Raw genomic sequence first — 14749 nt, 5'->3', positions numbered from 1 at the left:
TTGCAGGAACGTTGTAAAAAATGCGGTCTAACACGCAAAACCGTGTGCCCGTGTGTGTTTTGGCGCACACACGCAACCGTTTGTGCAACAAAATCAGTCGATTGCGCAGGGTGTGAGCTAGTCGCGTTCCCGCTTGATTTTGACCTTGGCCATAGGACCTACCTGAATCGGGACTTTTTCAACTTCCAGGTTCGCGGCCTCAATACCATACAACTCTTCCGTAGACAGGCTGTGGTCCTTTAAAAGGCGGTATCCCTGGTTAATGAAACGGTCAAAAGAAGATATTTCGCTGTCGGAAGACGCCCACGAGTGTATGATCACGAACTTGAAATCGCTCATCATGCTGTACTTGTGCAGCGAAGGGTAGGGACTCACGAGATCGATCTCGCCCGAGTCAGCCATCTCATGGATGATCTTGTTAAACAACAGATTGACCCGGTGGTCGGTCTTGAATCCGAGCCTTAGCCGAACAAAGAAGCATTTCTTTGGAATGATGGTGTCAACCAGGTATTTGCTGGTGTAAGGGGCATCCACAGTGTCAACATGGAGAAACCAGTAAACATCGGCCCGCTTTGGACGCTTCTTGAAGATGGAATAGATGATGTTTGAGTCAATATAACGCTTGCTGTCGGCCACGGCCAGGTACACCAGGTTGGTTGCATCCTTGGGAACGCTACGATCAGCCTGCAGATCCTGAATCATCCCAGTGTAGTGTTTCAAATCCACGAACTCGGTGTGAATCTCCCGCAGCCTGCGTGCCCGTAGCAGCACATACATCATCAGGAAGAAACAGGAAGCAATCGTGAAAGTGAACCAGCCACCATGGCTGAACTTACTGAGGTTTGAGAAGAGGAACGACCCTTCAATGGCAACAAATACAACGGCAATGAGTATCGCCCGGAAAGTCGAGTTTCTCGACTTGGCGAAATAGAACGTCAACAGGGACGTAGTCATCAGCATATCAAATGTGATGGCGAGTCCATAAGCCCCTTCCATTCGTGTGGATTCTTTGAAAATCAGCACCACGAGAATGCAGCCAGCCATAAGGATCCAGTTGATGGCAGGGATGTAAATCTGTCCCTTTAACTGGCTCGGATATCGCACGCGAACGGCCGGCCATAGCTTCAGTTTCATGGCCTCGTTCACAAGTGTAAATGTGCCTGATATCAATGCCTGGCTGGCAATGATGGTTGCAAAGGTTGCCAGAATGATACCGAAGATGAGAATGCCCTGTGGCATGATCTCATAAAATGGAATGATGCCCCCCAACCGTGAACCCTGATGCTGCAATAGCCACGCACCCTGTCCCAGATAGCTCAGGATCAATGCCACTTTTACGAAGACCCATCCAACCCGGATATTTTGTTTTCCGCAGTGGCCAAGATCAGAATAGAGAGCCTCTGCCCCTGTAGTACAGAGAAAGATTGCTCCCAGTAACCAAAACCCGCCAGGATACTTAACGAGGAGGTCATAAGCATACATCGGGTTAAATGCCTTCAGTACCTCGGGACGCTGCACAAGGTGATGAGCTCCAATCACGGCAATGAAAGCAAACCAAACGAGCATAACCGGGCCAAACGTCCGGCCTACAACACCACTTCCGAACTGCTGGAATACGAAGAGTCCGACAAGAATGACAATGACGATGGATATAATTGTTATTGTCGAGATCTCGGGATTTAATGCTCTTAAACCTTCAATGGCTGAGGTAACGCTGATTGCAGGTGTTATGAAACCGTCAGAGATCAGTGTGGCGCATCCAATAATTGCCGGAAAGATTACCCAGCCTGCCTTGTAACGTCGTACGAGAGCATAAAGGGCAAATATCCCACCTTCACCTTTGTTGTCTGCATTGAGAGCGAGGTAAACGTATTTGATGGTGGTGATTAAAGTCAGCGTCCAGATTACGCACGAGAGTCCTCCGTAAATCAGGTCCTCGGTAATGATGTGATTTCCGACAATGAATCGGAAAGTATAAATCGGCGATGTTCCAATGTCACCGTAAATAATCCCCAGTGAAATAAGAACGCCGGCGGCGGAAAGGGGATTGAGATGTTTGTCTGAAGATGAGGCCATTTAGTGAACACCGTCTTTTGGACGAGCGATAATCAATCGGTTAGACTTATCGTAAGAGAAATAGGAGAAGATCCATGACAGCAGCACAAAGAATTTGTTTTTAAATCCAATGAGCGAAACAAGATGAATAAACATCCAGATGAGCCATGCAGTAAAACCTTGTATTTTTACTTTGTTGAGATCTGCTACTGCTTTGTTTCGACCAATAGTTGCCATTGATCCTTTATCGAAGTAGGAGAAAGGTTGCAGCGGCTGACTACTCAGCAACCTTTTGATATTCCCGGCCACAAGTTTTCCCTGTTGTATCGCGGGCTGTGCCATTTGAGGATGTCCGTTTTGAAATTCAGGGTCTGCTTCCATAATGCAGGCATCACCTATAGCAAAAATATTATCGTAGCCCTGAACGCGGTTATGCGCATCAACTTTGATACGTCGTCCTCGCCCAAAAGCTTCTGCAGGAATTCCTGTTATCGGTTGACCAGTAACACCAGCCGCCCAGATCATCATACGTGAGTTAAGCGTCTCACCATTGCTTAGCGTGATCGTTGTACCATCATACGACTTTACAGCCTGATTCAGATGTACATTTACGCCCAGTTTTTCCAGATATTCTTTGGCTTTGTTTGATGCCGCGTCTGACATTCCATTGAGCAACCTTCCACTGGCTTCGATAAGATGGATATCCATATCCTTAATATCAAGCTCTTTGTAATCGTTCGGGAAGACGTGGAGCTTCAGCTCTGCAACTGCTCCTGCAAGTTCTACACCTGTGGGGCCGCCGCCTACAATCACAAAATCAATGAGACTATTCATCACAACAGGGTCGTCGACCAGCAGAGCATTCTCAAAATTCCTGATGATACTGTTACGGAGCTTAATGGAGTCGGTGATGGTCTTCATCGAAAAGGCATTATCCTCTACGTCTTTCATTCCGTAGAAATTTGTACCCGCTCCATTGGCGATTACCAGGTAATCATACTTAACGCTACCGATAGACGTCTCAATACAATTCTCTTCGGGGTTGATGTGAGTGACTTCGCCCAGTCGAAAGTAAAAATCTTTGAAACGCTTGAAGTTCCTTCTGAATGGAAAGACGATAGAACTGGTTTCCAGTGCAGACGTAGCCACCTGGTAGAGCAGCGGTTGAAAGCAGTGATGGTTGAATTTATCAAACAATACTGTCTGCACCTTTGCTTTCCGCAATCCTTTAGCGACCTCCAACCCCCCAAAGCCACCGCCTATGATGACTACTCTTGGTTTGCCCAGGTCTGCAATACGCGTACGCGTGGGTATTAGTTTGGGCATGTAGAATTACTGGGAACTGACAATAACAGGGCAAAGTTAAGCCGGTTTGAAAAATGCCAAAACGAAATGCAATTATTGTTAGGGCAATGACTTCATTGTGGCTATTTCTTTACACTCAGCTAATCCTTAAAATAATTTAGTCCATCACAACTCGCGGCAACAAAATGAACCGTATTTTTGTCGCTAATAACCCCTAAATCAAGTTATTATGTTTAGAAAGCTTGCATTTGCTCTTCCAGTCTCAATGTTAATTGTCGGCTGTGGTACAAAAGAGCGCGAAATGCTACAAGGCCAGATCGATTCACTCAAGGTAGAACTGGAAACGAGCCAGGCTATGGCGCAAACGTTGACAGAAGTTGGTTCGATGATGGATTCTATCGACGCCAGCCGTCAGTTGCTGCGTGTGAATATGAAGGAAGGAACCACCTATACTGATTATTCTTCACGAATGAAGGATATAAATGGTTACGTAAAGGAGACCCGTAAGAAAATCGAGGACCTCGAGAAATCGCTTAAGGTGTCGAAGTCTAATTCTGACGCATTCTCTAAGACCATTCGCCGATTGAAGTCTGATCTTGAAGCAAAGACAGTTGAGATCGCCGGTCTTCAGGAGCAAGTCGAAAAATATCGCAATGAGAATGCTAACCTCGTTACAACGGTAGGCATGCAGGAAGCAGAACTTGCTGATAAATCTACACAGATCGAAACAAAGACTCAGGAGCTTGCCCTCATCGAAGCCCGTGTTCAGGAGCTCATGATCCAGAGCAAGATGACGGAGGCTGATGCATATTATGCGCGTGGTGAGGCCGTTGAAGAAGCTGCAGCCCGGACTAAGCTCGCTCCTCGGAAGAAGAAGGAAACTCTTCGTGAAGCCGTAGAGCTGTATAAGAAGGCTCTGTCACTTGGAAAGACCGAAGCTCAGGATAAGATCACTGCATTGGAAAAGAAACTCTGATTCTGTTTCCATCAAACGATAAAAAACCTCCTGACCGGAGGTTTTTTTTTGAGCTAGCCGTTGAGTTGGGCCGACAACCGGTACCCAACATATGTCAGATAGCCAGCGACGAGCAGCATCGCTTCCAACCTTCCCAATCTCCGCGGGCTGATCGTAAACATAAACAGGATTAAAACAATCAACGAAATGCCCAGGACTTCGATGTCACCATTGAGCGCGGTATTGTACTCGATGGGATGGACGATGGCCGTAACGGGTAAAGCAAAGAGAACATTGAAAAGATTGGATCCAATTACATTGCCAATTGCCATATCTGTGTGGCGTTTACGTGCGGCCAGAACAACAGTCGTTAACTCTGGCAATGATGTACCGACCGCTAACAGAGTGATCCCCGTCAATCGCATGCCGAGCCCAAAATGAACAGCGATGACTACGGCGTAATCAACAACCAGTATTGCGCCCCCAATCAGTAGCCCCATACCGAGCAATATGCTGGCCGTTGCCGCCTGGGGCGCCTGTGCCCTGTCTGTTGGTTCGGTAAAATCACTGACAGCCTGTAGAGAACGGTACATATAAATAAGCAGCCCCAGGAACAACATTAGCATTATGGAGGCATCAAGTCGGCCTAGTGTATTGGCGCCAATTCCCGTAATAACCTGATCGTTGACAAGTATATATAAGATTGTGACGGCGACCAGAGACAGTGGAATTTCAAACCGGGTAGTGTTTCGCTGGATAATTAAAGGAAAAATAATGGCAGCGATTCCGAGCACAAAAAGAACCGTGAAAGTATTGCTGCCCACAATATTGGCAAATGTCAGGTCGTCGCGCCCCTGCATCGTCCCATAAATCGTTACCACCAGCTCTGGAGTTGAGGTACCGAATCCAACAACACCAAGGCCAATAATGGCACCCGAAATATTGTATCTTCGGGCGATTGAGGTTGCTCCACGGACCAGAAAAAATGCACCTCCGATCAGTATCAAAAAACCGACAAAAAGCAGGAGGAACTCTAAAAACATGATGATGGAGGCTACGATAAAGATAGACGGTTTTTCGACAATAAGATCAGCCGCGTTTTCTTAGTACCTTTGTCCCTGGCTCTGCCGCTATGACTTTCGACGTAATCCTAACCTTATTCTTAGTTGCTCTTAATGGCTTTTTCGTGGCGGCCGAATTTGCTATCGTAAAGGTCCGGTCATCACAGATCGCGCTGGAAAAAGGCAATCTTTCAAAACAGGCCGCACAAAACATCATTAATAATCTCGATGGATACCTGGCAGCGACTCAGCTTGGTATTACCCTCGCCAGTTTGGGACTAGGCTGGGTAGGTGAAGATGTGATGTCAAGAATCATACTCAACCTGATGTCCGCACTGGGCGTGACCATAAGCACTACTATGGCCCACAGCATCGCGTTACCCATAGCGTTTGCTATGCTTACAATCCTGCATATCGTGTTTGGTGAATTAGCCCCCAAGTCGCTGGCCATTCGTTATCCGACAACTACCACGTTAACGATTTCTGTAGCGCTTCGGATCTTCTACTACACTTTCCGTCCGTTCATTTGGATGTTGAATGGATTGGCTAATCTGGTATTGAAGATTTTTGGAGTGAAGCCGGTTACGGAACAGGAGATACATTCTGAAGACGAGCTTAAACTCATCATCGCTGAAAGTGAAGAGGGAGGAGCCATCGAACCCAATGAGCGGGAGCTTATTCAAAACGTTTTCGATTTTGACGATCGGATCGTGCGACAGGTGATGGTGCCCAGGGTTAAGATCAGCGGCCTGCGCTCCAATCTTTCAATGCAGGAGACCATGGAAGTAGTATTGCGCGAGGGATACTCACGCTTCCCTGTCTTTGAAAACTCACTGGATGAAATAGTCGGGATTGTTCATGCCAAAGATATAATTGCTGCCTATGTTCAGAAGGCCGATAAATCTCTTAAAGAGATTATGAGGCCCGCGCATTTTATACCCGAGTCTAAAAGAATTGATGTATTGCTCCGCGAATTTCAGCGTCGTAAGTCGCAGATGGCAATCGTCGTCAGCGAGTTCGGAGGAACCATTGGCATTGTAACACTGGAAGACATACTCGAAGAGTTGGTTGGTGAAATCCAGGACGAGCACGACCATGAAACACAAATTGTGACTCTGCTCGACAAGCAGGATTATCAGATCGTGGCGCAATCATCCATTCACGACATCAATAAGTTTGTTGATGTTCCGTTCCCTGAGTCGGAGGATTATGAGACTCTGTCGGGCTTGCTTACGTATCACAGGCCTACTTTGAAAGAAGGTGATACATTTAAATTGTTCAATTATCGTTTCAAGATCCTTCGTCTGAATAAGACGCTGCCAGAACTTGTTGAGGCAACACTGGAAGAAGAGGTTGGAACGGACTAGTGATATTGGATTAAACCAGTACTGCAAACCCCACAGACAATCCGGATAGCGCCAGACTTAAAACCATTTCTTTCTTCTGAAGAACGCCAGCATTCCGAAGAATATAATGGCCATTACTCCCCAGACGGCGAAATAACCATACTTCCAGTGCAGCTCGGGCATAAACCTGAAGTTCATACCGTACACACCAACGATAAATGTCAATGGCATGAAGATGGTCGAAATCACGGTTAACACCTTCATCACCTCATTCATTTTAGTGTTCATCGCGTTGATGTGAATATCCAGGAGCCCTGCAGTTAAGTCCTTATAGGTATCAAGCGAATCGATGAGATGGGCGATGTGATCGTAGACGTCGGAATAGTACCGGATACATTCGTCAGAAATGAAATCTGATTCGCCTTTAACAATGCGGCCAACAGCCTCACGCAAAGGATACAAAGCTTTTCTCAGGAATATGATTTCCTTCTTCAGCTGCTGGATCTGATTGAACGACCGTGTAGATGGGTTCTCGTAAGCATCCTCCTCGATGTCGTCGATGATGTCTCCGATTTTGTCCAGCACCGTATAATAGCTGTCAGTTATGATATCAATCAGGCGATAGAGGAGATAGTCAGCATTCTTTTTCCGAACCTTCCCTACGTCTTGTTGTATCCGGCCCCGGAATCCCTCAAACAGATCTCCTTCCTTTTCCTGGAAGCTGATCAGGTAGTTTGGGCCAAGCACAAAACTGATCTGCTCGTAGTCGATCTGCATTCCTTCAATCCGGTGAAGCATCTTCATCGTGAAGAACAAATGATTCTCGAACTCTTCTGATTTCGGCCGCTGATCGGCGACGACGTCATCGATCAGGAGGTAATGCAAACCGAAGTGTTCCTGGACTTTATCGATGACTTCCTGGTTGTTTAGGCCGTCAATATTGATCCAGTTGACTTTGTCTTTTTCAAGCTTAGAAAGGAGGGTAGTGATATCGAGGTCGTCGTATTTTGCGAAATTATTCCGATCGTACGTGATCAATTCAAGAATAACGTTTGGATGCGGATGCGGCACCTTCGCAGGACTATTGTGTGTGCTCATTCAACTCCTAAACTACTGGAAAATAACTGCTGTGTGTGCAAAGTTAAAGGAATCCATGTTATTATTGCGGCACATGCCTTTACGCCTGGAAGATATTAAAGCCCCCATCGCCAAAGAGATGGAGGATTTTGAACCCAAATTCCGGGCTTCAATGAAGACACGGGTACTCCTTCTCGATAAGATCATGGAGTACATTGTGAAGCGCAAGGGCAAGCAAATGCGCCCGATGTTCGTATTTCTGAGCGCTGGTATGAATGGAACGATCAATGAATCAACGTTTCGCGGGGCCTCACTGATCGAACTCCTTCATACGGCAACCCTGGTTCACGACGATGTAGTAGATGATTCAAACTACCGTCGCGGTTTCTTTTCTGTGAATGCACTTTGGAAAAATAAGATCGCAGTTCTTGTCGGCGATTTTCTTCTTTCCCGCGGCCTGATTTTATCGGTAGAGAATAAGGATTTTCACTTACTCAGCATAGGTACTGAGGCAGTGAAAGTAATGATCGAAGGAGAACTGTTACAGATGGGGAAGGCGCGGCAACTTGACATTACAGAAGAAGTATATTATGAGATCATCAGACAAAAGACTGCATCTCTCATTGCTTCATGTTGTGGCATGGGTGCCAGCTCGGTGGGGGCAGACACAGCGGCCGTTGACCGTATGAAACGCTTTGGTGAACTGGCAGGAATGGCATTCCAGATCAAAGACGACCTGTTCGACTACGAGGATGGCGATATAGGGAAACCAGTTGGAATAGACATTAAGGAGAAGAAGCTCACACTTCCGCTCATCCACGCACTTTCAAAAGCATCGTGGCTTGAGAAACGAAAGATCATTCGCATTATTAAGAACGAAAGTGAGAAACCAAAAAAGGTAAAAGAGGTGATAGCTTTCGTAAAGGCATCAGGCGGAATAGAATATGCCCATCAGGTCATGAAGAGATTTCACCAGGAGGCTCTCGAATTACTGGACGCCTTTCCCGAGTCACAGTACAAGACGTCGCTCATTCAGCTGGTTCAGTTTACAATAGAGAGAAACAAATAAAGCGCGAAGTCCTAAACTGATACTCTACGATCTAAAAAAAGAAAGGGTCACCCTGCAGTGACCCTCTCCAACCTGATCTAAACCTATCTTTAGTCCTGAGTCCTCAGTCTTGAGTCCTGAGTTGTTATTAGTCCCTTAAGTCTTTAGTCGGCCTATAACGCGTACCTGAATACTATAAATACTCATGACCCACTAAATACTAAGGACTCAGGACTAACTACTATTGTAGTACTACTCTCGTCCGTCCTGCCTCCAGCACTGCATAGTCTTTCAGACTTTTGAACGTTTGCGCATCCAACGCTGCGGCTGCAGGTCCTGAATTAGCGGGATTGAAGTTGCCTTCATTTGCCCACCATTTCTTCGCATTCTCACGGGCCGACTGCTTGTCCACGTCGAAAAGATTAATGCAAGAATCTGAAATCATCCACGGCTTTTCCACTCCGCTATGTTTCTCAAAGATCATATTGCGCATCTGAGTGCCGCTTGATTGGTTCTTGAAGTGCGACACCGTATAAGACATCGTCTCAGGTTCAGTCATCACCATATCCCAGAACTTTTTAGAAGCAACTATTTGCGCCGTCGTGAGCATAAATCCAAACCCCTCTTCGATCGGCTCCTTCGTGATCGGGCATTTCGCCTTAAGGGATGTCTTTTTCTTTTTACCTAGAAGTTTGTCCAGGAAGGCCATATTAAAAAAGTTTATAGTTTGGTATTCTCATCAATAGATACTCTCTAACGTGTGAATAGTTGCATATAAGACTGATAAATCAGGAAAAAAGTTACAATCCCGTTTTTTGACGTAATACGGGGCATTTTTTCAGGCCTATAATATGCCAACTGTTCGATAATGAACTGTTAGTGTTCGCAAAAAAGGCAGCTATTTGAATCAAAGCTTGCCCGACTTGCTCTTCTCGACATTCTTAAAACGCTCGTACTGGGTGAAAAACTCATCCAGCTTGTCAACGGGTACCTTCTTGGCAATGATCTTTTTCTTATCATCGATGATGTAAAGGGATGGAGTCACGATCGCATCATAAAGGTCGCCATACGGGCCCACATAAGTGCGGGGTCCGTTTACCGTTATCCACGGCATCTTCATGTCTTTGATGTAGTCCCGCATCTTCTGCATCGAAGTATCTGCACTCACTGCATACACCTGCAGGTCGTACTTATGTGCGTTGTAAAACTTTACAAGCTTTGGAGTTTCCTCCTTGCAATGTCCGCAATCCGGATCGAAGATGTAAAGCACAGTATACTTGTTCTTGATGTCATACATGGATTTCGCTTTGAATGCCGCATCCTGCATGATGAGATTCGGTGCCTTCATACCAACTAAACTGTTGCGCATACGGTCAGCATGCTCTTTCAAATTCTTCTTAAGCTTATCGTTTACCCAGAAGTCCATAAGCCCCGAGCCATAGTACTTGTCGTACATACGCACATATACTTCATCGAGTCCCATGATGTCCGGTTGCTGGTATTTCAGCAAGGTGATCCAGGTTGCATACTTAAATGTTTCCTGATTTGCCTTCGCGCGATCGATGAAGCTTGCCATTGCGCTCATAATGCTGTCGGGCTGTTGAATGAAAAGCTTGTCCAGATATTCGTTGATTTTGTCTTTATACAACGGTGTCTGTAGGCAAATGAGGCCTGGCTCGGCCAGATCGAAGTTGTCGAAGAAATGCTTCCGGTACCATCTGAGTTGGTACGTTGAATCAATCGAACCGTCCTTGCGCTTTGGAGGATCGGGTATCGTCACAGGGCGGTGAGCTTTAAGGATCTTTGCTGTCAGCGTATTCGGATTCTTTGCGATTACATTTGTTTGATGTGCCATGGCCTTTTCATTGATGGCAGTGTAGGCTAGTCTCGCTTCTTTCTTTTTGTCAGTAGACTGCGTGCTGTCCTGAAGGATCTTTATGAATGGGTCCGCCTCCTTATGAAGCTCACTGTTGAATACCATGTTTTCAAAGAACAACGTGTTGTCCGGGTCTCCGGTAACTTTCATGAATTTGACGTAGTCCGAGGATTTGGTCTCCATTGAGAATTGCTGCTTGTCGGCAATAAGAAAATCAAACTGACGGGCAGGCTTGCCATTTTGCATCAATACGATGAAATACACGCCGCGATAGATAAGCGGCTTGGCTCCTTTAAACTCGAATTCCCCACGGCTGTTGGCACGTGCTGTATCCTTAATGTAGGTCGTCTCACCATAGAAGTTGCCAAGATAAACGGTGGTGTCCTTGAGGCCTTCAATTTTCAATTTGAGGTGATAACCCGCTTGTGCGAAGCCGGCTAGCGGCAGGAGTATGCAAATTATAAGGACAGGAAGCCGCATATATTTCGATTTTCAATGCAAATTTGCGGAATTAATCCCGTCGTTTCAATGACAATTAATGCATCCAGGCGAGCGTTACTACCCTATTTCGGGCAAGTTGCACTAATGCCCGCGATCCGGCCAAACAGGGCGGTTGTCAATAGCAACGATAAAATCCTCGTTCATGTCGCTTCATATTAAGCATCTCACGAAGATATACGGCCAGCAAAAGGCGCTAAATGACATCAGCTTTTCGCTGGGGGATGGCGAAATAGTTGGTTTCCTTGGACCTAACGGCGCAGGTAAATCGTCGACAATGAAGATCGCTACATGTTACCTGCCCCCGACATCAGGTCAGGTTCTTGTCGACGGTCTTGATGTAGTAGAGGAACCGTTGGCCGTGAAGCAGATCACGGGATACCTGCCGGAGCACAATCCACTTTATCTCGATCTGTACGTTCACGAATACCTTGAGTTCATAGGAGGATTATACGGTCTTCGCGGAAGCTCCTTGAAAAAGAGGGTGGGCAACATGATTGAAATGTGTGGCCTCACGCTCGAGCAAAACAAAAAAGTGGAGGCACTATCTAAAGGCTATCGCCAGCGCGTTGGACTAGCTCAGGCATTGATCCACGAACCACGAGTGCTTATTCTTGATGAGCCTACATCGGGACTGGATCCAAATCAGCTCATCGAAATCCGGAAATTGATTAAAGATATCAGCCACAATAAGACTGTTATTTTCTCAACGCACATCATGCAGGAAGTACAGGCGTTATGTGATCGCGTCGTGGTGATCAACCGCGGGTCGATTGTCGCCGATGATTCGCTGGATAATTTGCTGAAGGGTGGAAGCGGCTCTCAAACTATCATTGCTGAATTTGAAGGCTCCGTCGATGCCAATCTTCTTCGAACAGTGCCTGGTGTTTCCTCGGTTACTGGTGAGAGTGAAAACAAGTTCAGGATTACGGCCGTTGCTGGAGTCGACATCCGGCCAGAGCTATTCCGTTTTGCTGCAGATCAGAAACTCTCACTCATCGGATTGCGCCAGGAGGAGAACTCACTCGAAAATATTTTTAGCATGCTAACAGCGACCACCAAAGGCGCTGATGTAACAAATTAAACTCTATTTTTGAGGTCTTTGACCGATGCTTCAGATCTTCTCTAAAGAATTCAATAGTTTTCTCAATTCGCTGATAGCGTATGTGGTCGTTGGTGTATTTCTGCTAGCGATCGGTTTGCTGATGTGGGTGTTTCCAGACTCATCAGTCCTTGACTACGGATACGCCGACATGAGCACGCTGTTTTCATTGGGTCCCTATGTGTTCGTGTTTCTCATTCCCGCGATCACCATGCGAAGTTTCTCGGAAGAGAAAAAGGGGGGAACCATGGAGCTATTATTCACAAAACCTCTCACTGATCTCGACATCATTGCAGGAAAGTTTCTGGCCTGCTTTGCTCTCGTGCTGCTGGCATTGTTGCCAACACTGGTCTACTATTACTCTCTGTACACTCTTGGTAATCCGAAGGGTAACCTTGATACACCGGGTGTCATCGGTTCATACATCGGACTGGCTATGCTCGCAGCAGCCTTTTGCGCTATCGGCGTAATGGCTTCAAGTCTGTCCGCCAATCAGATCGTCGCTTTCATTCTTGGAGCCTTCCTGTGCTATTTAACATTCGCCGCCTTTGATGCGCTGTCCGCTCTCGACGTATGGGGTACACGCGCGTTGACCGTAAAGCAACTCGGACTGCTCTTTCATTACGATTCCATGAGCAGGGGACTAATAGACTCACGCGACCTTGTTTACTTCGGAAGCGTCATCTTTCTCGCCTTGTCAGTTACTAAACTAATCTTAGGAAGCAGGCAATGGTAAACTGGAAGAGTAAAAAGCTGGGCGACGTGCTCGTGTTTGCCAATTGCCTTGTGGTGATTGTCCTGTTAAATCTATTGCTTTCATCTTACTTTTTCAGAATCGACCTTACCGAGGAGAAGCGATATAGCATCAAACCTCAGACGCGCGAGCTGTTGCAACAACTTGAAGATGATGTTTACATCGAAGTGTTTCTTGAAGGTGATTTGAATGCCGAATTTAAGCGCTTCCAAAAGGCGATACGTGAAACGCTGGAAGAGTTTGAAGTCTATTCCAACAATCGCGTCAAGTTCTCATTCACTGATCCCGCAGCAGCTGCCGGCCAAAAAGCTCAGGCAGAATTCATGAACGACCTGAATGCCCGTGGTATTCAACCGACAAACGTAATCAGCAACAACCAGGGGCAGCGCGTAGAGAAAATAATCTTCCCGGGATTGATTGTGTCTTATGATGGTATGGAAAGCGGCGTCATGTTGTTAAAGGGCAACAAGGCGGGTAGCCCGGCTGAAGAAATCAATCAGTCAATCGAGGGAATTGAGTTTGAAGTGGCCCGTGCCATCAGCAAACTGGCGAAGGACGATAGAAAACAAATTGCCTTCATTCAGGGGCACGGAGAGCTGGACTCACTTAGTACACTCAGCGTTTTCCAGGATATACGCGAAGAGTATGATGTGGTTAATACAAGACTGACGAATGCTTCGCTGAGAAATTTCGATGCTCTTGTTCTTGCAAAACCCACCCGTCGATTTTCACCACAGGATAGATACTTTCTCGATCAATACATCATGTCGGGAAAGCCTGTGTTATTTCTGATTGATAAGCTGGATGCCAGTATGGATAGTGCGTCGCGCGACGATTACTTCGCGCTGCCTTACAATACCGAGCTTGACGAAATGCTTTTCAAATATGGCGTCAGAATCAATCTTGATCTCGTGCAGGATCGAATGGCTGGTTTCTACCCGATCGTAACAGGGCAACGGGGAGGCAAGCCGCAAATGAGTTTACTCGATTGGCCTTTCTTTCCCCTTATCAATCATTACCCGGAACATCCTATTACCCGTAACCTCGATGCAGTCCTTACCCGGTTCGTGAGCAGTATGGATACCGTTAAGGCTCCGGGTATCAGGAAGACCCCATTGATGCTAACCTCTCAACTGTCTCGTGTTATAGGCGCTCCTGTCAAAGTGAGTGTAAATGATCTTCGGAATCCGGTGCCTGACGAACAATACACAAAACCCTCAATACCTCTTGGATACCTGCTTGAGGGATCTTTCACTTCACTCTTCAAAAATCGCTTCCTGCCAGATGGTATTTCAAAAGACGGATTCAAAGAAGACGGAACCCCGGCAAAACTTATTGTGATAGCAGACGGTGATCTGGTGCGAAACGACTTCAATCCCAGAACAAACCAGGCGCAACCTCTGGGCTTCGATATGGCCTCGAACTATACCTTTGCAAATCGCGAGCTTGTGTTGAACATCCTTGGATACCTTACTTCTGAAGAAGGCCTTATCCAGGTGCGCAACAAGCAGGTCAAAATCCGTCCGTTGGACAAGACCCTGATACAGGACAAACTCAAATGGCAGGTGATCAACCTTGTCCTGCCTGTTGTGATGTTAATTGCATTTGGCGCGGCACGAATGTATTGGCGCAAAAGAAAATACGCCCGTTTCTGACTATGCAGGAAAAACGC

Annotated in this window: 12 protein-coding genes; 6 read left to right on the top strand and 6 right to left on the bottom strand. The window is 46.4% G+C overall.

What is annotated here, in order from left to right:
* Nucleotides 1-117 precede the first annotated feature (117 nt).
* Together WBG78_RS10310 and WBG78_RS10305 are read right to left on the bottom strand one after the other, a co-directional pair.
* A complete protein-coding gene (locus WBG78_RS10310) occupies nt 118-2076 on the bottom strand; it encodes a KUP/HAK/KT family potassium transporter (RefSeq protein WP_337326340.1) in 1959 nt (652 codons plus the stop codon).
* Complete coding sequence (locus WBG78_RS10305) at nt 2077-3381, bottom strand: NAD(P)/FAD-dependent oxidoreductase (RefSeq protein WP_337326339.1); 1305 nt, start codon at nt 3379-3381, stop codon at nt 2077-2079.
* Between the two features lie 208 nt (nt 3382-3589).
* On the opposite strand from WBG78_RS10305, the gene WBG78_RS10300 reads away from it, so the two are divergent.
* Entirely contained in the window at nt 3590-4336 is a 747-nt protein-coding gene (locus WBG78_RS10300; protein WP_337326338.1) for a hypothetical protein, read from the top strand.
* Between the two features lie 53 nt (nt 4337-4389).
* Here WBG78_RS10300 and WBG78_RS10295 read toward each other — a convergent pair whose 3' ends face one another.
* Nucleotides 4390-5358, bottom strand: coding sequence for a calcium/sodium antiporter (locus WBG78_RS10295; RefSeq protein WP_337326337.1), 969 nt, complete (start codon nt 5356-5358; stop codon nt 4390-4392).
* A gap of 89 nt (nt 5359-5447) precedes the next feature.
* Between WBG78_RS10295 and WBG78_RS10290 the strand changes: the two genes are divergently transcribed.
* The gene (locus WBG78_RS10290) at nt 5448-6743 is read left to right on the top strand and encodes a hemolysin family protein (RefSeq protein WP_337326336.1); all 1296 of its coding nucleotides are present in this window, start codon (nt 5448-5450) and stop codon (nt 6741-6743) included.
* 57 nt (nt 6744-6800) lie between these two features.
* On the opposite strand, the gene corA is transcribed toward WBG78_RS10290, so the two are convergent.
* A complete protein-coding gene (gene corA, locus WBG78_RS10285) occupies nt 6801-7820 on the bottom strand; it encodes a magnesium/cobalt transporter CorA (protein ID WP_337326335.1) in 1020 nt (339 codons plus the stop codon).
* A 73-nt stretch (nt 7821-7893) separates the two neighbouring features.
* Between corA and WBG78_RS10280 the strand changes: the two genes are divergently transcribed.
* Nucleotides 7894-8868: a polyprenyl synthetase family protein gene (locus tag WBG78_RS10280; protein ID WP_337326334.1), complete on the top strand. Its 975-nt coding sequence runs from the start codon at nt 7894-7896 to the stop codon at nt 8866-8868.
* 220 nt (nt 8869-9088) lie between these two features.
* Here WBG78_RS10280 and WBG78_RS10275 read toward each other — a convergent pair whose 3' ends face one another.
* Together WBG78_RS10275 and WBG78_RS10270 are read right to left on the bottom strand one after the other, a co-directional pair.
* Entirely contained in the window at nt 9089-9556 is a 468-nt protein-coding gene (locus tag WBG78_RS10275) for a hypothetical protein (RefSeq protein ID WP_337326333.1), read from the bottom strand.
* Between the two features lie 198 nt (nt 9557-9754).
* Nucleotides 9755-11203: a redoxin domain-containing protein gene (locus WBG78_RS10270; protein ID WP_337326332.1), complete on the bottom strand. Its 1449-nt coding sequence runs from the start codon at nt 11201-11203 to the stop codon at nt 9755-9757.
* A 163-nt stretch (nt 11204-11366) separates the two neighbouring features.
* Between WBG78_RS10270 and gldA the strand changes: the two genes are divergently transcribed.
* Genes gldA through gldG form a run of 3 tightly spaced genes read left to right on the top strand, consistent with a single transcriptional unit; the run spans nt 11367 to nt 14732 of the window.
* Nucleotides 11367-12305 (top strand): gliding motility-associated ABC transporter ATP-binding subunit GldA, encoded by a 939-nt coding sequence (gene gldA, locus WBG78_RS10265; RefSeq protein WP_337326331.1) that lies wholly within the window; start codon nt 11367-11369, stop codon nt 12303-12305.
* Between the two features lie 25 nt (nt 12306-12330).
* Nucleotides 12331-13059 (top strand): gliding motility-associated ABC transporter permease subunit GldF, encoded by a 729-nt coding sequence (gldF, locus tag WBG78_RS10260; RefSeq protein ID WP_337326330.1) that lies wholly within the window; start codon nt 12331-12333, stop codon nt 13057-13059.
* The gene (gene gldG / locus WBG78_RS10255; RefSeq protein ID WP_337326329.1) at nt 13053-14732 is read left to right on the top strand and encodes a gliding motility-associated ABC transporter substrate-binding protein GldG; all 1680 of its coding nucleotides are present in this window, start codon (nt 13053-13055) and stop codon (nt 14730-14732) included. The genes gldF and gldG overlap by 7 nt, the downstream gene beginning before the upstream one ends.
* The last annotated feature ends 17 nt before the right edge of the window (nt 14733-14749 follow it).

The sequence above is a fragment of the Chryseolinea sp. T2 genome, assembly GCF_037203685.1.
Taxonomy (GTDB): domain Bacteria; phylum Bacteroidota; class Bacteroidia; order Cytophagales; family Cyclobacteriaceae; genus Chryseolinea.
Note: the sequence above shows the minus strand (reverse complement) of the source record. Positions and strands in the feature narration are given on the sequence as shown.

Coding starts and splice junctions, on each gene's coding strand:
- gldA (WP_337326331.1), top strand. CDS start 11,367: ATGTCGCTTCATATTAAGCATCTCACGAAGATATACGGCCAGCAAAAG.
- WBG78_RS10275 (WP_337326333.1), bottom strand. CDS start 9,556: ATGGCCTTCCTGGACAAACTTCTAGGTAAAAAGAAAAAGACATCCCTT.
- WBG78_RS10270 (WP_337326332.1), bottom strand. CDS start 11,203: ATGCGGCTTCCTGTCCTTATAATTTGCATACTCCTGCCGCTAGCCGGC.
- gldF (WP_337326330.1), top strand. CDS start 12,331: ATGCTTCAGATCTTCTCTAAAGAATTCAATAGTTTTCTCAATTCGCTG.
- gldG (WP_337326329.1), top strand. CDS start 13,053: ATGGTAAACTGGAAGAGTAAAAAGCTGGGCGACGTGCTCGTGTTTGCC.
- WBG78_RS10300 (WP_337326338.1), top strand. CDS start 3,590: ATGTTTAGAAAGCTTGCATTTGCTCTTCCAGTCTCAATGTTAATTGTC.
- WBG78_RS10310 (WP_337326340.1), bottom strand. CDS start 2,076: ATGGCCTCATCTTCAGACAAACATCTCAATCCCCTTTCCGCCGCCGGC.
- WBG78_RS10280 (WP_337326334.1), top strand. CDS start 7,894: ATGCCTTTACGCCTGGAAGATATTAAAGCCCCCATCGCCAAAGAGATG.
- WBG78_RS10295 (WP_337326337.1), bottom strand. CDS start 5,358: ATGTTTTTAGAGTTCCTCCTGCTTTTTGTCGGTTTTTTGATACTGATC.
- corA (WP_337326335.1), bottom strand. CDS start 7,820: ATGAGCACACACAATAGTCCTGCGAAGGTGCCGCATCCGCATCCAAAC.
- WBG78_RS10305 (WP_337326339.1), bottom strand. CDS start 3,381: ATGCCCAAACTAATACCCACGCGTACGCGTATTGCAGACCTGGGCAAA.
- WBG78_RS10290 (WP_337326336.1), top strand. CDS start 5,448: ATGACTTTCGACGTAATCCTAACCTTATTCTTAGTTGCTCTTAATGGC.